The sequence below is a fragment of the Streptomyces gardneri genome (genome assembly GCF_006539185.1).
Classification (GTDB): Bacteria; Actinomycetota; Actinomycetes; order Streptomycetales; family Streptomycetaceae; genus Streptomyces; species Streptomyces gardneri.
In genome coordinates this window covers 313,568-332,926 of record NZ_BJMN01000010.1, presented here as the reverse complement: position 1 = coordinate 332,926, position 19,359 = coordinate 313,568, and the positions used below count along the sequence as shown (strand labels likewise).

Annotated in this window: 12 protein-coding genes; 11 read left to right on the top strand and 1 reads right to left on the bottom strand. The window is 71.5% G+C overall.

Annotation, left to right across the window (positions count from 1 at the left end; all coding sequences use genetic code 11):
• The 10 genes from SGA01_RS08145 to SGA01_RS08100 form a co-directional block, all read left to right on the top strand.
• Positions 1–791: amidohydrolase family protein (locus SGA01_RS08145; protein ID WP_141294733.1), on the top strand; the 791-nt coding region annotated here is incomplete at its 5' end.
• Positions 792–1,018: 227 nt separating this feature from the next.
• On the top strand, positions 1,019–2,023 hold the full coding sequence (locus SGA01_RS08140) for an agmatine deiminase family protein (RefSeq protein WP_141294731.1): 1,005 nt from the start codon (positions 1,019–1,021) through the stop codon (positions 2,021–2,023).
• Between the two features lie 86 nt (positions 2,024–2,109).
• Positions 2,110–3,771, top strand: coding sequence for an ABC transporter substrate-binding protein (locus SGA01_RS08135; protein WP_141294729.1), 1,662 nt, complete (start codon positions 2,110–2,112; stop codon positions 3,769–3,771).
• The gene (locus tag SGA01_RS08130; RefSeq protein ID WP_079037247.1) at positions 3,768–4,727 is read left to right on the top strand and encodes an ABC transporter permease; all 960 of its coding nucleotides are present in this window, start codon (positions 3,768–3,770) and stop codon (positions 4,725–4,727) included. Before SGA01_RS08135 ends, SGA01_RS08130 begins: the two co-directional genes overlap by 4 nt.
• The gene (locus SGA01_RS08125) at positions 4,724–5,578 is read left to right on the top strand and encodes an ABC transporter permease (protein WP_141294727.1); all 855 of its coding nucleotides are present in this window, start codon (positions 4,724–4,726) and stop codon (positions 5,576–5,578) included. Before SGA01_RS08130 ends, SGA01_RS08125 begins: the two co-directional genes overlap by 4 nt.
• On the top strand, positions 5,575–6,573 hold the full coding sequence (locus tag SGA01_RS08120) for an ABC transporter ATP-binding protein (RefSeq protein WP_141294725.1): 999 nt from the start codon (positions 5,575–5,577) through the stop codon (positions 6,571–6,573). Before SGA01_RS08125 ends, SGA01_RS08120 begins: the two co-directional genes overlap by 4 nt.
• Positions 6,563–7,360: an ABC transporter ATP-binding protein gene (locus SGA01_RS08115; protein ID WP_141294723.1), complete on the top strand. Its 798-nt coding sequence runs from the start codon at positions 6,563–6,565 to the stop codon at positions 7,358–7,360. The genes SGA01_RS08120 and SGA01_RS08115 overlap by 11 nt, the downstream gene beginning before the upstream one ends.
• Positions 7,361–7,420: 60 nt before the next feature.
• On the top strand, positions 7,421–8,560 hold the full coding sequence (locus SGA01_RS08110) for an agmatine deiminase family protein (protein ID WP_141294721.1): 1,140 nt from the start codon (positions 7,421–7,423) through the stop codon (positions 8,558–8,560).
• Positions 8,561–8,786: 226 nt separating this feature from the next.
• Positions 8,787–10,166 (top strand): purine-cytosine permease family protein, encoded by a 1,380-nt coding sequence (locus tag SGA01_RS08105; protein ID WP_229918289.1) that lies wholly within the window; start codon positions 8,787–8,789, stop codon positions 10,164–10,166.
• A 49-nt stretch (positions 10,167–10,215) separates the two neighbouring features.
• Entirely contained in the window at positions 10,216–11,385 is a 1,170-nt protein-coding gene (locus tag SGA01_RS08100; RefSeq protein WP_141294718.1) for an agmatine deiminase family protein, read from the top strand.
• 71 nt (positions 11,386–11,456) lie between these two features.
• On the opposite strand, the gene SGA01_RS08095 is transcribed toward SGA01_RS08100, so the two are convergent.
• Positions 11,457–14,816 carry a S8 family peptidase gene (locus SGA01_RS08095; protein WP_371866010.1) on the bottom strand — a complete coding sequence of 1,120 codons (3,360 nt, stop codon included), beginning with the start codon at positions 14,814–14,816 and terminating at the stop codon, positions 11,457–11,459.
• A 607-nt stretch (positions 14,817–15,423) separates the two neighbouring features.
• Between SGA01_RS08095 and SGA01_RS08090 the strand changes: the two genes are divergently transcribed.
• On the top strand, positions 15,424–19,332 hold the full coding sequence (locus SGA01_RS08090) for a Pls/PosA family non-ribosomal peptide synthetase (protein ID WP_141294716.1): 3,909 nt from the start codon (positions 15,424–15,426) through the stop codon (positions 19,330–19,332).
• Positions 19,333–19,359 lie beyond the last annotated feature (27 nt).

The window sequence follows — 19,359 nt, the reverse complement described above, 5'->3', positions numbered from 1 at the left end:
CCATCGCGGAGCACTACGGGATGATCGTCTCCGTCCACGCGCTCAAGACGGACCTCCCTGGCGACGCGGCGATGGCGCGCGACCGGATCCGGGCCGGGACGATGGGTGCGGAGGACGTCCTGCACGACCTCGGCGCGATCGGGATCACCTCCTCCGACGCCCAGGGCATGGGCAGGGCGGGGGAGACCGTCCGGCGCACCTTCGCCATGGCCGGGAAGATGAAGGCCGAGCTGGGCCCCCTGGAGGGCGACGGCGCGCACGACGACAACGCCCGCGTCCTGCGCTACATCGCCAAGCTCACGATCAATCCCGCCATCGCCCACGGCCTCGCGCACGAGGTCGGCTCGATCGAGGTCGGCAAGCTCGCCGACATCGTGCTCTGGCGCCCGCCGTTCTTCGGGGCGAAACCGCAGATGGTCCTCAAGGCGGGCTTTCCCGCCTACGGCGTCACGGGTGATCCGAACGCCGCCACCGACACCTGCGAGCCCCTGGTCCTCGGCCCCCTCTTCGGTGCCCACGGCGCCGCGCCGGCGGACCTCTCCGTCGCCTTCGTCAGCCGCGCCGCCGCCGAGGCGGGCTCTCTGGGCTCGCCGTACGACACCCTGGCCACCCGGCGCAGGCGTGTGGCCGTACGGGGAACCCGTGGCATCGGCCCGGCCGACCTGGCGCGCAACGCCCGGCTCGGGCAGGTGGACGTCGATCCCCGCAGCGGCCTCGTGACGCTCGACGGCGCTCCCATGCACTCCGAGCCCGCGCAGCAGGTGTCGCTGAGCCGCCTGTACTTCCTCTGACGTCGGCCCGTACCTCTTCTACGTCGGCCCGTACTTCCGCCGACACCGGCCGGACCTCTCCGGCACCGGCCTCTTGGCCGAACCCCCAAATCCGCATCCCTTCTCTTGACTGAATTTTCAGTCGGGAGGAGGATGCTGTTCACACCGCGTACCCGTCCCGCGCTTCCGCCAGGCAGAGCCGGCCACCGCCGACGGGTACTTCTGGCGAAACGATAGAGAGACCCGTGATGACTGCATTCCGTATGCCTGCCGAGTGGTCCGCGCACGAGGGGTGCCTGATGGCCTGGCCGGTCCGGGAGGACCTGTGGAGCAGTGTGCTGGACGACGTCAAGGAGGAGTACGCGAACGTCGCCCGCGCGATCGCCGCGTTCGAGCCCGTGACCATGGTCGCCCCGCCCGGCCACGGCGAGGAGGCCCGCACGCGGTGCGGTGACGGGATCACCGTGGTGGAGCTGGCCCAGGACGACTCCTGGTTCCGCGACTCGGCCCCGATCTTCGTCCTCGACGGCGACGGCAACCGCGCCGGCGTGGACTTCCGCTTCAACGCCTGGGGCCGCAAGCACAGCCCGTACGACTCCGACGACCGGATCAGCGCCCTGATCCTGGAGCACCTCGGCGTCGAGCGCATCGCCTCCGACATGATCCTGGAGGGCGGCGCGATCACGGTCGACGGCGAAGGCACGCTGATCACCACCGAGCAGTGCCTGCTCCACCCCAACCGGAACCCCGGGATGAGCCGGGACGAGATCGAGTCGGAGCTGAAGTCCCAGCTCGGCGTCGACAAGGTCGTCTGGCTTCCCTACGGCGGCCTCCTGGACACCGAGACCGACGGTCACGTCGACGGCGTCTGCGCCTTCGCCGCCCCCGGCAAGGTCGTCGTCTTCCTCCCCGACGACCCCGCGCACCCCGACTACGCCCGGATGCGCGCCAACCGCGCCGTCCTGGAAGCCACCACGGACGCCCAGGGCCGGCCGTTCGAGATCGTCGACGTCCCGCAGGTCGCCTACGCCGACATCGCCGGCACCCGCGTCGAGGTGTCGTACCTGAACTACTACGTGGCCAACGGCGGCATCGTCGTCCCGGTCGCCGGTGTGCCCCAGGACGACGAGGCCCTCGCCGTCATCGCCGCGGCGTACCCCGGCCGCAAGGTCGTCGGGGTGCGGGCGCCCGGCATCGCCTACGGCGGCGGCGGCGTCCACTGCATCACCCAGCAGGTCCCCGCCACCGCCTGACCGCGAACGGAACGCTCCGGGAGGGCCGCACCGGGCGGCCCTCCCACCCCGCCCCCGCACGGACATCACGGAAAGAGAGCGCGACGATGACCCCATCCCCGACCCCCGTCGGCAGACGCCCCCGCGGCAGGCGCGGACGGTTCGCCGTGACGACGGCCGCCCTCACCGCCCTCGCGGCCCTCGCGGCCTGCTCCGGTCCGCCGAAGGACGCCGGCGTCAGCGGCGCCGAGCTCGAGCTCTCCGCCTCGACGCCCCCGGCCCGCGGTGAGATCGACTCCTTCACCTGGGCCGTCTACGCCGAGCCGCCGACCCTCGACTACACGCTCGCCTTCGACTACCCGCAGAACACGGTCCTGGCCAACGTGTGCGAGAGCCTGATGCGCTGGACCCCGGGCCTCACCCTCCAGCCCGGCCTCGCCCGGCAGGCGTCGAACCCGGACCCCACCACCTGGGTCTACGACCTGCGCGCCGGCGTGCGGTTCCACGACGGCAAGGTGATGACCGCCGACGACGTCGTCTACAGCCTCGGCCGGCAGCGGGACCCGAACAACGCCGCCGCCTGGGCGCAGACCTTCCAGAACGTCGCCTCCCTGCGCAAGACGGGCCCGCTCCAGGTCACCGTCAAGCTTAAGAAGGCCGACTCCCAGTTCCCCCAGTACATGGCGACCGCCGCGGGCGTCGTCGCCTCCAAGTCCGGCGTCGAGGCGGCGGGCAAGGACTACGGCACCACCGGTGACCTCGCCTGTACGGGCCCCTTCAAGCTCGGCACGTGGAGCAAGGGCCAGTCGATCGAGCTGGAGCGCTTCGACGGCTACTGGGGCACCAAGGCCAAGGCGAAGAAGGCCGTCTTCCGGGTCCTCACCGACCCCTCGGCCCGTACCAACGCCATGCTCAGCGGGGACGTCGACGGCGGCTACCTGATCCCCACCGAGAGCTACGGCCGCCTGCGCGACAGCGGCCTCGGCACCCTCTACTTCGGCGAGGGCCTCAGCACGGTCAACGTCAACATCACCGACATGAAGGGCCCGCTCGGCGACCTCCGGGTCCGCAAGGCGCTCTCCCTCGCCCTCGACCGGTCCGGATTCGTCAAGGCCGGACTCGGCGGCGCCGGCACCGTCACCTCCTCGCTCACCACCAAGGCCGCCTGGGCCGGAGCCTCCGAGCAGACCCGGAAGGCCGCCTTCGACGCGCTGCCGCCCGCCGCCCAGGACATCGAGAAGGCCAAGGCGCTGATCAAGGAGGCCGGCGCCACCGGCAAGACGCTCACGGTCGCCACCAGCTCCATCGGCCAGGACGTCTCCCTCCTCGCGACCGCCGTACAGGCCGCCGGGACCCGGATCGGGCTGAAGATCAACCTCAAGACCATCGCGCCCAACGCCTTCACGGCGCTCTTCACCGACCCCGAGGCGCGCGAGGGCATCGACATGTTCCCGCTCACCCAGTACGGCTCGATCACCGACCCGCTGGACCTGCTGCAGAACTTCAAGACCGGCGCCTACCTGAACTTCGCCGGCTACAGCGACAAGAGCTACGACGCCCTGGTCGACCAGGCCACCGGCGTCTACCAGCCGCAGCAGCGGATGGAGATCGAGACCAAGCTCCAGAAGCACGCGGCCGAGCAGCTGCTGTGGATCCCGGTCGCCGAGTGGCCCACCGCCGTCTTCCTCAACAAGCGGATCACCGGCGCCCCCACCACCATCGCCTACATGTACTACCCGTGGGCCGCCGACGTGGGGGCCACGGAGTGAGTTTCCTCAGATTCGCCGCACGACGGGTGGCGGAGATGGCCGCCACCCTGCTCGCCGCGTCGTTCGTGGTCTTCGGCGCCATGTACCTGGCGCCGGGGAGCCCGGCCAGCTTCCTGCTCTCGGGACGCTCGGCCTCCCCGGAGGCCCTCGCCGCCATCAACGCCCAGTACCACCTGGACGACCCCTTCTTCGTCCGCTACCTCAGCTGGCTCGGCGACATCGTCCAGGGCGACTTCGGGCGCTCCATCACCTACCGCACCGACGTCTCCCGGCTCCTGGCCGACCGCCTCCCCACCACGCTGCTGCTCGTCCTGATGGCGCTGGTCGTGGTCGCGGTGCTCGGCCTGGTGCTGGGCTGGATCGCCGCCGTCCGCGGCGGCCGCACCGACTCGGCCGTCCTGGTCGGCACCACCCTCGCCGTCGGCACCCCGTCCTTCGTCGCGGCCGTCCTGCTCCAGGGCCTCTTCGCCGTCAACCTCGGCTGGTTCCCCAGCAGCGGCTCCGGCGAGGGTTTCCTCGACCGCGTCTGGCACCTCACCCTGCCCGCGATCGCCCTCGCGCTCTATCTGATCGGCATGCTCGCCCGGGTCACCCGGTCCGCCATGACCGACGCCCTCGACAGCGAGCACGTCACGGTCGCCCGCAGCCGGGGCGTCCCCGAGCGCCAGGTCATCCGCCGCCATGTGTTCCGCAACTCGCTGGGCACCGTCCTCACCACCGGCGGACTGATCGTCTCCACCCTGCTCGTCTGCACCATCCTCGTCGAGACCGCCTTCAGCATCGGCGGCGTCGGCCAGCTCCTGGAACTGTCCACCACGACCAAGGACTTCCCGACCGTCCAGGCCATCTCCCTCATCATCGTGGCCCTGTTCATGGCGGTGAATCTGATCGTCGACCTCGTACTGCCCCTGGTCGACCCGCGGATCACCCTCGGAACGAGGAGTTCCTCCGCATGACCGCCGTCCTGACACGCCGACCGGGCCTCTCCAAGCTCCGCACCGGCCGGTCCCCGCTCCATCTGATCTGCCTGGGCCTCGTCGCCCTCGTCACCGCCGCCGCGCTCCTCGCACCGTGGCTGGTGCCGTACGACCCCAACGCGGTCGACCTCGCCAACGCCCTGGCGGCTCCCTCCCCGGAGCACCTCCTCGGCGTCGACGCCGCCGGCCGCGACACTTTCTCGCGGCTGCTCCTCGGCGCCCGCACCTCGCTCCTCGGTCCCCTCGGGGTCGTGGTCTTCTCCACCGTCGCCGGCGTCGCGGTCGGCATGGCCGCGGGCTGGCGCGGCGGCTGGCTCGACTCCGTCCTGTCGCGCAGCACCGAGCTGGTCTTCGCGTTCCCCGGCATGCTCCTCGCCATCCTGATCATCTCGATCCACGGCGAAGGACTGCTCGCCCCCGTCGTCGCCCTCTCCATCGCCTACCTGCCGTACGTCAGCCGGCTCACCCGCTCGCTCGTCCTGGCCGAACGCGAACGCCCCTACGTCAGCGCCTACCAGGTCCAGGGACACTCGGCCCTCCAGATCTGCCTGCGCCACGTCCTGCCCAACATCGCCCCGGTCGTCCTCGCCCAGTCGACCATCAACTTCGGCTACGCACTGATGGACCTCGCCGGTCTGTCCTTCCTCGGCCTCGGCGTCCCCGCCCTCACCCCCGACTGGGGCCGCATGGTCTTCGACGGCCAGGCCGCCATCCAGCACGGCTACCCGCTGTCGGCGATCCTGCCCTGCGTCTTCATCGTGCTCACCGTCGTCGCCTTCAACGTGGTCGGAGAGCGCTGGGCCGACCGCGTCGCCAGGAGGACCCCATGACACCTACGCACCACCTGCACACCCTCGACGTCCAGGGTCTGCGCATCAGCCTGCCCGGCACCGCCCGCCCCGTCCTCGACGGCGTCGACCTCCACGTCGGCGCCGGCGAGACCGTCGCCCTCGTCGGCGAGTCCGGCTCCGGGAAGACCCTCACCTCGCGCAGCGCCCTGAACCTGCTGCCGCCCGGCGCCGTCGTCGAGGGCGCCGTCCGCGTCCGCGGCGAGGACGTGCTCACGATGAACGCCGACCAGCTGCGCGCCCTGAGCACCGGCACGGTGTCCATGATCTTCCAGGACCCCCGCGCGGCCCTCAACCCCCTGCGCCGCATCGGCGACTTCCTCGTCGAGAGCGTGACCCTGACCGGGAGCATGAGCCGGGCGGACGCCACCGCCCGCGCCGTCGAGCTCCTCAGGGCGGTCGGTCTCGACGAATCCGCCCTGCGCAAGTACCCCGGTCAGGTCTCCGGCGGCATGCTGCAACGCGTCATGATCGCCGCCGCCCTGATGGGCGACCCCGCCCTCGTCCTCGCCGACGAACCCACCACCGCGCTCGACGTCACCACCCAGGCCGAGGTCATCGCCCTCCTGGCCGAACTCCGCGCACGCTTCGGCACCGGCCTGCTGTTCGTCACCCACGACCTCGACCTGGCCGCCGCCATCAGCGACCGCGTCTACGTCATGTACGCCGGACGGATCGCGGAGAGCGGCCCCGCCGAAGCCCTCTTCGCCCGCCCCCGGCACCCCTACACCGCGGCGCTGCTCGCCTCCACCCCCCGCCTGGAAGCCCCGCAGGGAAGGCTCGCCGCCATCGACGGCCAGCCCCCCGACCTCCGGCAGGAACTCGTCGGCTGCCCCTTCGCCGCCCGCTGTCACCTGGCCACCGAGATCTGCGGCCGGCAGGCCCCCGAGCCGCGTCCCGCCCCCGGCAGCCCGCACCACCAGGCCGCCTGCCACCACAGCGACCGCCTCGAAGGGAGCCCCGTCGATGCCCGATAACGTCCTGGAGGCCGTCGGCCTCCACCGCGCCTACGGGAGCGTCCGCGCGGTCGACGACGTGTCCTTCACCCTCCCCGAGGGCGGATCACTCGGCATCGTCGGCGAATCCGGCTCCGGCAAGACCACCACCGCCCGGATCATCGTCGGTCTCGAACAGGCCGACGCCGGAGACGTCCTCGTACGCGGCCAGGCCCGCGGCGCACGGCGGCGCGGCCGGGCCGCGCGCCTGGCCCGGGCCCGCGAGGTCCAGATGGTCTTCCAGGACCCGCTGCTCTCCCTCGACCCGAGGGCCAGCGTCGAACAGGTCCTCCGCGAGACGCTGAGCCTGCACTTCCCCGACGCCGACCACGACCGGCGCGTCCGCGAGCTCCTCGACCAGGTCGGCCTGGGCACCCGCGCCGCCGACGCGCGGCCCCGGCAGCTCTCCGGCGGCCAGCGCCAGCGCGTCGCCATCGCCCGCGCCCTCGCCGTGGAACCGGCCGTCCTCGTCCTGGACGAGGCCGTCGCCGCCCTCGACGTCTCCGTACAGGCGCAGATCCTCAACCTCCTCGCCGACATCCGCGAGGAGACCCGGATCGGCTACCTGTTCATCACCCACGACCTCGGCGTCGTCCGCTGCGTAACCGACGACGTCATCGTGATGCGCCGGGGCCGTGTCGTCGAGGCGGGCCCCACCGCCGAGGTGCTCGCCGCACCCCGACACCCGTACACCCGGCTCCTGTTGGAGTCCGTGCCGCGCCCCGGCTGGGACCCCGAGGCGATCGCCGCCGCGCGCCGGGCGCTCTGAAACCCCCCACGCCGTCGCACACGCACGGTATGCGTGTGCGCGAGGAAAGGCAGGACAGGCATGAGCAATCACACCGCAGGCCGACACGCGAGCCGGGGCCTGAACAGGCGAGGGTTCCTCGTCGCCGCCGGAGCGGTCGCCGTGGGCGGCGCCCTCGCGACGACCCTCCCCGAGAAGGCCGACGCGGCCGGGGGGACCTTCCGCGTACCGGTCGAGGACGTCCGCCACACCCGTACGTGGATGGCGTGGCCGGACAGCACCGCGATCTGGCCCGGCAAACTGAGCGGCGTACAGGCCGACATCGCGCGGATCGCCCGGACGATCGCGAAGTACGAGCCGGTCGTCATGTGTGCCAACCCCGGGAGCGCCGCCAAGGCCCGCTCGATGTGCGGATCGACGGTCACCGTCATCAGCTCCATCCCGGTCGACGACTGCTGGATGCGCGACACCGGCCCCGTCTTCCGCACCGACGGCCGCGGCGGGCTCGACGCCGTCGGCCTCAACTTCAACGGCTGGGGCGACAAGCAGGCCCACCGCAAGGACGCCCGTGTCGCCGAGCGGATCGCCGGCTATGTGGGCGTGCCGATCACCTACGCCGACCTGGTCGGCGAGGGCGGCGCCATCGAGCAGGACGGCGCAGGCACTCTGATGGCCACCCGCAGCAGCCTCGTCAACCGCAACCGCAACCCCGGGATGTCGGAGCGCGAGCTGGAGAGGGCGATGTGCGACGCGTACGGCTCGTCCAAGGTCATCTGGTTCGACGGCGTCTACGGCCAGGACATCACCGACGACCACGTCGACGCGACCTCTCGCTTCCTCGCCCCCGGCGAGGCCCTCGTCCAGATGCCCGTCGCCGGCGACAACGACGCCTACGCCCGTGACGCCCGCCGACAGTACGGCACCCTGTCCGTCTCGACGACCTCCGCGGGCCGCGCGATGGACGTGATACGCCTCCAGGGCCCGGACTACAACCGGATCCGCTCCACCGACCAGGGCTTCCTCGCCTCCTACGCCAACTTCTACCTCTGCAACGACGCCGTCATCTCCGCCCAGTTCGGCGACAAGAGGGCCGACGAGGCCGCCCGGGCGACCCTGTCGCGCCTCTACCCCGACCGGTACATCGAGCAGCTCGACATCGACCGCCTCGGCACGGGCGGCGGGGGCATCCACTGCGTCACCCAGCAGCAGCCCGTCGCCTGACACACCACCGACTGAAATTTCCGTCAGAGAGTTCTGTCTCGGCCATTGACTGAAATTTAAGTCAGTCCTTAATGTGAGCGCACCGTACAGCGTCGGCGGGTCACGCGGGCGCTGTACCGATTCCTGGACGCATCCCTGAACAGGAGCCCACATGGGGCCAGTTGTCTCGCAGACGCATGATTCCGCAGCGCAGCACGCGGGTATCGAACAGCATTCGATCGACTGGGTGCCCCTCTCGGAACGGCACGGCAAACCCTCGAACGTCGGGGCCATCTGGTTCGTCGGCAGCCTCAACCTCACGGGTCTGGCCACCGGCGTCGTGACGCTCTCCATGGGGGCCTCGCTCGTCTGGACGGTGATCGCCACCGTCCTCGGCTCGCTCTTCGGAACGTTCTTCATGGCGTTCCACTCGGCCCAGGGTCCCCAGCTGGGCCTGCCCCAACTGGTCCAGTCCCGGGCCCAGTTCGGCTACCTGGGCGCCGCGCTCACCGTCTGGGTCTTCGCCCTGGTCAACTACGTGGCCTTCAACACCTCGGACGCCCTGCTCTCCGGCCAGGCCATGAACCTGCTCACCGGGATCCCCAACACCGCCGGCTATCTGCTGGCCGCCGGGGTGGCGACGGTGATCGCCCTCTTCGGGTACGAGTGGATCCACAAGCTCAACAAGTGGCTCACCTGGCCCTTCGTCGTCGTCACCGCGGCGATCACCGCGGCCGCCCTCTTCGGCGGCGGCCTGCCGGACGGCGTCTGGACGCCCGGCCCCTTCGAACTCGCCCCCTTCATGCTGGTGTTCGTCTTCGTCGCCGGATTCCAGCTGGGCTGGGCGCCGTACGTCTCGGACTACTCGCGCTACCTCAGACCCGACGTCCCCGTCCGCAGCACCTTCTGGTGGACCTACCTGCCGAGCGCGATCTCCGGCATCTGGGTCTTCGTCCTCGGCGCCGTGGTCTCGGCCGGCGCCCCCGAGGGCACCGACCCGGTCACCGCCCTGAAGCTGTCCGCCGACCGGCTGTTCGACGGCTTCGGAACGATCGCCGTGATCGTCCTGCTGGTGGGGCTGCTCTCCATCATGGCGATCAACCAGTACGGCGGCAGCCTCACGATGATCTCCATCGTCGACTCGTTCCGGCCGGTCAAGCCGACGCGGACGATCCGCGTCGCGACGATCGGCATCATGCTGGCGGCCGTCGGCACGGTCTCCACCCTGGTCGGCATCGACCAGTTCAACTGGTTCTTCGCGAACGTGGTCGTGGTCCTCACGTACCTGTTCATCCCGTGGACGGCCATCAACCTGGTCGACTTCTTCTTCGTCCGACGTGGCCAGTACGTCGTCAAGGAGATCTTCAACCCGCGCGGCATATACGGCCGTTGGGGATGGCGAGGAAACCTCGCCTACCTGATCGGGCTGGTCTGCATGGCCCCCTTCATGGTCATCACCGGCCTCTACGTCGGGCCCGTCGCGAAGCTCCTCGGCGGCGTCGACTGCTCCGTCTTCGTCGGCCTGCCGGTGGCGGGCGCCCTCTACTGGGCCTTCGCCCGAAGCCTCGATCTGACCACCGAACGCCGGCTGGTCCGGGAGGAGGGACTACTGGAAGACCTGCACTGAGCGACCCCGCGCCCGCACGTACAGAACTCTTTGCGAGAAGGAGCACCACGTGAACACAGAGCACGACGGCGTACGCCCCGGCATCAGCCGCAGAACCCTCCTGGCCCGGACCGGAGCGGCCGCCGCCGCCCTGGCGGTGGGACCGGTCATAGGCGGCATCCAGCCGGCCATGGCCGCATCCTGGCGGGTCCCCGGCGAGGACGCCCCGCACAAGAGGACCTGGATGGCCTGGCCGTCCAGCTCCACGATCTGGGGCAGCCTGCTGTCCAAGATCCAGGCGGACATCGCCAAGCTGGCCAAGGAGGTCGCCAAGTACGAGCCGGTGATCATGTGTGCGGACGGCTCGTCGGCCGCCTCGCAGGCCCGGGCGGCCTGCGGGTCCACCGTCACGGTGATCAGCTCCATCCCGGTCTCGGACTGCTGGATGCGGGACACCGGCCCGCTGTTCCGTGTCGACGGAGCCGGCGGCCTCGACTCCTTCGGCCTGAACTTCAACGCCTGGGGCGAGAACGCCACGACCTTCTACGGCCTGCCCTACTCGGCCTACTCCAAGGACCGCGTGCTCGCCGGCCGGGTCGCCGCCTACTCGGGCGTCGGCTTCTCGAAGTCGTCCGTGGTCGGCGAGGGCGGTGGCATCGAGTACGACGGCGACGGCACGCTCATGGCGACCGAGAGCTGCTGGCTCAACAGCAACCGCAACCCCGGCAAGTCGCGCAGTCAGGTCGAGGCGGAGCTGCTGGCCCGCTTCGGCGCCACCAAGATGATCTGGCTGCCCGGCGTCACCGGCTATGACGTCACCGACGGGCACATCGACGGCACCGCCCGCTACATCAAGCCCGGTGTGGTGATGGTGCAGCTCGCCGGCGACGTACGGCCGGACGTCTGGACCGCCAACGCCCAGGCCATGTACAACGTCCTGTCCAACGCGACCGACGCCAGGGGCCGCAGGCTCCAGGTCCTCACCATCGAGGGTCCCGACACCCTGCCCCGTATCCCCTCGGGCAAGCGCGCGGACTTCCTCAGCTCCTACATGAACTGGACGGTGACCAACTCGGCCATCATCACCACCCAGTTCGGCGACACCGCCAAGGACGCGGCGGCCAAGGCGGCGATCTCCGCCGCCTACGGCAGGCCCGTCGTCCAGCTCAACCTGGACAACCTCTACGGCAACGGCGGCGGTGGCGCGCACTGCGTCACGATGCAGGAACCCAACCGCTGAGCCAACGGAAAGAACCGGACCGGGTCTCGTCGGACGAGGCCCGGTCCGGCCGTTGTTCACCGAACCACGCGTTACTTACCGAGCCACGCGTTGTGGATCGTCAGCGTGGACGCGTTGCCCTGCTTGTCCTTGACCTCGGCGAGGAGCGAGACGCCCTTGTCCTTCGCGGGGTTCTTCACGGAGATCCTGCCGTTCCCCACCGTCACCCGCTGCCAGGTCTTCCCGTCGTCGTAGCTCACGGACACCGCGAGCGACCCGAGGTTCTTCCCGGCCGCAGCGCCCTGCACGGTCACCGGGACGGAGACCGTCGCGCCGGCCGGAGCGCGCGAGGTGATGTCGACGGGGGCCGCGAAGCGGACCGTCGACACCGGAAGCGCGGTGGTGGCGGCGACCTGCTTCGAGCGGAACGTGAAGCCGGCGTCGACACGGGTGGAGGTCGCCGCGACCGTCGCCGAGCGCTCCACGGAGGTCGTCAGCCGGTACTCGGCATCGGAGGCGTCGACCGTGAAGGGCATCTCGCCGGTCAGCGGGTCGTCGTTCTCGGCGACCTTGACGCCGTCGCGGTACAGCGACGTCTTGGCCGAGGTGAGCCTCGTGAGACCCGTGTGGCCCCCGCCGTCGGCGAACAGCGACAGGGCGCCGACGATCTGCTGCTCACCGGTGTCCGGGTCGGGCGCGGTGCGGAAGACACCCGACTTCTCGCCCAGAAGCGGGCCGAAGACGCCCGTGTTGAACGTCTCCCGGTACGTCTTGCCGGCCACATAGGTCTTCGGCCGGACCATCTCGTACGAGCCCTCGTAGGCCCGGTAGCCCTGCTCGTCGGGCTCGCCGAACTGGTGGAACCTGGTCAGCCAGGAGACACCGTCGGCGGTGGAGACGAGGAGGGTGCGGATCCCGGGCGCCGCCTGGTACGGGGAGAACGCGTTGCCCTCCGGAGCACCCGGCAGACGGGGGTGGGGGAAGACGAGCGTGCTCTTCCCGGGTGCGGAGGCGCCGAGACCGACCTTGACCGCGGCCAGCTCGTTCGCCTTCACGTGCTTGGTGTAGCCGGTCGCGACCTTGCTCGTCTTGCCGCCGAAGGCCACCGCGTACTGGGTGGTGGCGTCCTTGACGAAGTGCGCGTCCCAGGTCTGCAGGAGCGAGCCGTCGGTGACGGCCGGGCCCAGGTGGGCGGTGCGGAAGCCGGTGAAGCTGTCGAGGACCCAGCCGTTGCCGTAGCGACCGCCCTCATTGGCGACCTCGTAGTACGTTCCGGCGGAGTCCGCCGTGTCGTCGCCGGGCACGGTCAGGGCCACCGGCTTGGTGGTGCGCGCGTCGGCGGTGAGCGCGACGGGGCCGGAGATCTCCAGCTTCGGCTGGGCGATCCAGTCGGTGCCCTTGGTGTAGTCCGACGGGTCCTGGTAGACGGCCGTGCTGAAGGTGTACGAACCCTTGGGCACACGGATCGTCCGGACGCCCGGCTCGTTGTCGACGCGGGCGTTGAACCCCTTGGCGCCGCCGCCGATGCCGGTCAGGGTGTTGGAGAAGTTCACGGCGTCCGTGCCGTCGCGGCCGATGGTCCGGACCGTGATGTCGTAGGACTCCGCCTCGCGGACGGCGACCGCAGCCGTGCGGACGGACTGGCCCGCGCCGGTGGCGGTGACATAGCCCGAGTAGGTGCCGTCGGCGTCGCCGATCCTGGTGTCGGCGATCAGGTCGACCTCGGCCCTGCCACCGGCGGGCACGGTCACCTTGGTGGCGCCGAGCGAGAAGAACCCGGCCGGGGCCGGCTTGCCCGTCGGGTCCAGCGTGGCCACCGAAAGGTCGAGGGTGACGTCGCTGGTCCCGAGGTTGCGGTAGCCGACCTTCTTGGTGACGAGCGGGTCGTCGGCGTGGGGCCACTGGGCCTCGCCGAAGGTCAGCGAGACCGGATCGGCGATCACGCTCTGGGCCAGCGCCCTGTCGACCTGGACGCGGCCCGAACCCTGCTGGAAGGCGGTGTAGTCGCCGCCCTTGGTGGACGCGATCAGCGCACCCTTGAGCTCGGTCGACTTCCAGCCCGGATTCCGCTGCTTCAGGATCGCCGCCGCGCCGGCCACGTGCGGGGTGGCCATCGACGTGCCGTCGATCTGCAGGTAGCCCGGGGCCGGGTGCGGGGTGCCGGGGCGCTTGTCGATCGCGCTGCCGGGGGCGGCGGCCGCGGTGATGGCCACGCCGGGCGCGGTCACGTCCGGCTTGATGGCACCGTCGCCGGCGCGCGGGCCGATGCTGGAGAAGGCCGCCAGCTTGTCGTCCTTGTCGACCGCACCGACGGTCAGCGCGGCGTCCGCACTGCCCGGCGAACCCACGGTCTCAGCGCCGTACTTGCCGTCGTTGCCCGCCGCGACGGCGAACAGGATCCCCTTCTCGGCGGTCAGCCTGTTCACCGTCGCCTCCACCGGGTCGACGCCGGGGGTGTCACCACTGCCGAGGCTGAGGTTCACCACGTCCGCGCCTTCGGCGGCGGCCCACTCCATGCCGGCGATGACGGCGGAGTCGTCCCCGTAGCCCTCGTCGTCGAGGACCTTCCCGCTGATCACCTTGGCGCCGGGGGCGACGCCCTTGTACGCACCGCCGGACTTGGCACCCGTACCCACGGCGATCGACGCGACGTGCGTGCCGTGCCCGACACGGTCCACGGCGTCGGGAGAGGAGGAGAAGTTCTTCTCGCCGACGACCTGGGTACTCAGGTCCTCGTGGGTCTTGTCGACACCGGTGTCGAGGACGGCGATCTTGACGCCGCTGCCGTCGTACCCGGACTCCCACGCCTTGTCGGCGCCTATCTGCCGGACGCTGCGGTCCAGGCTCGCCTTGCGGACCCCGTCCAGCCATACCTTGCCGATGCCGGAGGCAGTGGCGCGCAGGCCGCTCGGCCGCGGGTTCGTCAGCGCCTCCCACACCCTGGCCACGTCGTCCTCCGGCGTACGGAGGGCTTCGGCGTTGAGGGTGGGGAACGTGCGCCGCAGCTGGGTGTCGCCGGCCGAACGCACCTCGGCCCGCGCGGAGTCGGCACCGCCGTCGTACTGCACGATCAGCTTGAGCCCGTCGCGGTGGCTCCTGCGCAGCAGCGGGTCGGCGAGCTCCTCGACGTCGAAGAGCCGCTGGTCCAGCTTGCCCGCGGAGATCAGGCGCTGCGCGTCGCTGGGCACCACTAGCGTGTGGCCATCGGTGCGTTGTACCTGTACGGGTATGTGTTCACGGCCCTTGGCGGGCTCGAAGCCCACCATCCGGCCCTTGGCGTCGACCACCAGCCGGTCGCCCGTGATGAGCCGGATCCGCTGGTCGCCGCCGAGGCGCGGGGTGTCCGGTGTGGCCGTCGTGTGGGCGGCGATCGCCGTCATCGGGCCGGTCATGCCTGCCACGAGGGCCACCGAAGTGGCCGCCGCGACGGTGAGGGCGCGTGCTCTGTGCACTCGTGCGCGCAAGTCTCCCCCAGGAGATAGGGATGAAGTGGAGTGGTCGTCTCCAGCCGGGCGTACTCCGCCCGCCGCTGGTCAGCGCAGTATGTGAAGCGAGCGGGACGTGATCAACGGCAGTCCACGGGACGGGGGTTGATCCGCGCATGTTCAGGCCATCCTGAGGTCGCCCAGTTCGATGGGGCGACGATGACCGTGTGACGGCTGTGTGACACCCGCGCGATGCTTCCGCGACAGCGCCGCACGACGGCCCGCAGGATCGCGCTCCGGGCCAGGCCCCGCATGCTTTCCGGGGCCGGCACCAGGCCGGACGGACCGCGCTCCTCCGAATGGCCCGTTTCCGCACCCCGGCGGAACGATCCTCCATCCGGCCCAAGGGACCGCCCCCGACGGGCCCTTTCGCCTGTCGCCCGACGCCGGATGCGGAGACGGGAATTCACGCCGCAATACCGCTGTACCTCAGCAGCGCGCAAGCGGTTCGACCGAGAAAATCCGTTTCGGCACACTAGACTGACGGGCTGTTTGGCGCTGGATCGGAACAACCCGGGCAGACCCGGGCTCCACCGGCGACCCGGACCATTCCGGGAGCGACACGCGAGGGCCGATGTCAGCCACACCCGAGCTCGGCGAACTCACTCAGCCCGACGACGCGGAGACGTACGAGGACTCCGGCAAAGCGGCCCGGTTCTCCGCCGGACCCGCCGCCCCGCCCCGTACGCTCGTCGACATCCTCGACGCGACCGTCCGGGCGTACCCCGACGAACCCGCCCTCGACGACGGCACCACCCAGCTCACCTACCGCGCCCTCGCGGCCGAGGTCGAGCGCCGGCGCCGCGCCCTCGCCGAGGCCGGGGTCGGACTCGGCGACCGGGTCGGCGTCCGCGTACCCTCCGGGACCAACGAGCTGTACGTCGCCGTCCTCGCCGTCCTCGCCGCCGGGGCCGCCTACGTGCCGGTCGACGCCGAGGACCCGGACGAGCGGGCCGAACTCGTCTTCGGCGAGGCGGGCGTGCGCGCGGTGCTCGGCGCCGGACAGTCCGTCGACATCACCCGGCAACCGGAGCCCGGCCACGCCCCCGCCGCCCGCCCCGGACCCGAGCACGACGCGTGGATCATCTTCACCTCCGGCTCCACCGGCCTGCCCAAGGGCGTCGCCGTCGGCCACCGCAGTGCCGCCGCCTTCGTCGACGCCGAGGCCGCGCTCTTCCTCACGGAGGAACCGATCGGACCCGGCGACCGGGTCATGGCCGGACTCTCGGTCGCCTTCGACGCCTCCTGCGAGGAGATGTGGCTGGCCTGGCGCCACGGCGCCTGCCTCGTGCCCGTCCCGCGCTCCCAGGTGCGCAGCGGCGCCGACCTCGGCCCCTGGCTGGTGGAGCAGGAGATCACCGTCGTCTCCACCGTGCCGACCCTGGCCGCGCTCTGGGACCCCGAGGACCTCGGCGAGGTCCGGCTGCTGATCTTCGGCGGCGAGGCCTGCCCGCCCGAACTGACCCAGCGACTCGTCACCGAGGGCCGCGAGGTCTGGAACACGTACGGCCCCACCGAGGCCACCGTCGTCGCCTGCGCCTCGCTCCTGACCGGTGAGGAACCGATCCGCATCGGCCTCCCGCTCGACGGGTGGGAACTGGCCGTGGTCGACGAGTCCGGCGAGCCCGTGCCCATGGGCGGCAGCGGCCAGCTCGTCATCGGCGGCGTCGGCCTCGCCCGCTACCTCGACCCCGGGAAGGACGCCGAGAAGTACGCCCCGCTCGCCTCCCTCGGCTGGCAGCGCGCCTACCGCAGCGGCGACCTCGTCCGCGCGGAACCCGAAGGGCTCGTCTTCCTCGGCCGCGCCGACGAACAGATCAAGCTCGGCGGCCGGCGCATCGAACTGGGCGAGGTGGACGCCGCACTCCAGGCCCTGCCCGGCGTCGCCGGCGCGGCCGCCGCCGTCCGCACCGCGCGCGGCGGCAACCAGCTCCTCGTCGGCTACCTCGTCACCCAGGACGCCTGGGACCACACCGCGGCCGTCGAGCGGCTGCGCGCCGAACTGCCCGCCGCCCTCGTACCGCTCCTCGCACCGGTCGACGAGCTGCCGACCCGCACCTCCGGCAAGGTGGACCGGGACGCGCTGCCCTGGCCACTGCCCGACCTGGAGTCCACCGGCACCGTCGAGCAGCTCTACGGCACCGAGGCCTGGCTCGCCGAGCAGTGGAGCGAGACCCTGGGCGTGACCGTCACCGGCGCCGCCGACGACTTCTTCGCCATCGGCGGCAACAGCCTCGCCGCCGCCCAGCTCACCACCCGGCTGCGCACCCGCTACCCCGCCGCGGCCGTGGTCGACATCTACCAGCAGCCCACCCTGCGCAAGCTCGCCCGGCGCCTGGAGAAGTCCGTCCAGGACGACACCGCGACCCGGACCGTCGCACCCGTCCCGCTCCGCACCCAGGTGATGCAGTCGATCCTGCTGCTCCCGCTGTTCACCCTGGTCGGCCTGCGGTGGTCGGTGGCACTCCTCGCCCTGGGCAATGTCCTCCACCGGTTCGGTCCCTACCCGTGGGCCCCCACCGCCTCGTGGTGGCTCGTCGCCGCCGGCGCGGTCCTCTTCTACAGCCCGCCGGGCCGGCTGGCCCTCGCGGCCGGCGGCGCCCGCCTCCTGCTGCGCGGGGTCCGGCCGGGACGTCACCCGCGTGGCGGAAGCGTCCACCTCCGGCTGTGGACGGCCGAACGACTCGCCGACCACGTCGGCGCGACCTCCCTCACCGGCTCCTGGCTGGAGCGCTACGCCCGGGCCCTCGGCGCCAAGGTCGGCCCCGACGTCGACCTGCACTCCCTGCCTCCCGTGACCGGCATGCTCAAACTCGGCCGCGGCTGCGCCGTCGAGTCCGAGGTGGACCTCTCCGGTCACTGGCTGGACGGGGACCGGCTGGAGATCGGCCCGGTCAAGGTCGGCGCGGGCGCGGTCGTCGGCACCCGCAGCATGCTCTTCCCCGGCGCACGGGTCGGCAAGCGGGCCCAGGTGGCCCCCGGATCCGCCGTGGCCGGACAGATCCCGACCGGCCAGCGCTGGGCCGGGGCACCCGCCGTCAAGCTCGGCAAGGCCAAGCGCAACTGGCCCGAGGAGCGCCCGCCGCGTGCCGTCCGCTGGCGCGCCATGTACGGAGCGACCGGCCTGTGCCTCACGGCCCTGCCCGTACTCTCCGCCCTGCCGGCGCTGCTGGTCGTCAGCCTGTTCGTGCCCGCCGACGCCGGTCTCGCCGAGGCCCTGCGCGGCGCGCTGGTCGCCGTCGTGCCCGGAGCCCTCGCCTTCGGCCTCGCCTACGCGCTGCTGCTGCTCGTCTCCGTCCGTCTGCTCAGTCTCGGGCTGCGGACCGGGACCCACCCGACGCACAGCCGGGTCGGCTGGCAGGCGTGGACCGTCACCCAGCTGATGGACCGCTCCAGGGAGACCCTGTTCCCGCTGTACGCCGGGCTGATCACTCCCGTCTGGCTCCGGCTGCTCGGCATGCGCATCGGCCGGGGCGCCGAGGTGTCCACGGTGCTCGCGCTCCCGAGCCTGACGACCGTCGGCGACGGCGCGTTCCTCGCCGACGACACCCTGACCGCCCCCTTCGAACTGGGCGGCGGCTGGGTCCGCATCGGACACTCCGAGATCGGCCGCCGGGCGTTCCTCGGCAACTCCGGAATGACCGCACCGGGCCGCAGCGTGCCCGACGACGGGCTGGTCGGCGTCCTGTCCGCCACCCCGAAGAAGGCCAAGAAGGGCAGCTCCTATCTGGGCCTGCCGCCGGTCAAACTGCCGCGATCCACCGCCGACACGGACCGGAGCCGCACCTACGACCCGCCCGCGCGCCTGCTGTGGGCCCGGGGCCTGGTGGAGCTGTGCCGGCTCGTCCCGGTGTTCTGCTCGGCCGCGCTCGCCGTCCTGACCGTGGGCGCGCTGTGCGCCCTGGCCGCGACGACCGGGATCGGGGCCGTCGGGGCCGCGCTGCTGTCCGGGGCGGTCCTGCTCGCCGCCGGGGCGACCGCAGCGGTGGTCTCCGTGGCCGCGAAATGGCTCCTCGTGGGCCGCCACCGGACGGGGGAGCACCCGCTGTGGAGCGGCTTCGTGTGGCGCAACGAACTGGCCGACACGTTCGTCGAGGTCCTGGCCGTGCCCTGGCTGGCCGGATCGGTGCCCGGGACCCCGCTCCTCGCCCTCTGGCTGCGCGGCCTCGGCGCCCGGATCGGCCGGGGCGTGTGGTGCGAGAGCTACTGGCTGCCCGAGACGGACCTGGTCACCCTGGGCGACGCCGTCACCGTGAACCGCGGCTGTGTGTTGCAGACTCACCTCTTCCACGACCGGATCTTGAGGACGGATACTGTGGTCCTCCGCGAGGGCGCCACCCTGGGCCCGGGCGGAATCGTTCTGCCCGGAAGCACGGTCGGGGCCCGCAGCACGCTGGGGCCCGCCTCTCTCGTGATGGCCGGGGAAACCGTCCCCGCCGACACCCGCTGGCTGGGCAATCCGATCGAGGCGTGGCGGTCCTGAAAGGGCCACGGCGTACGAGAACAGGGC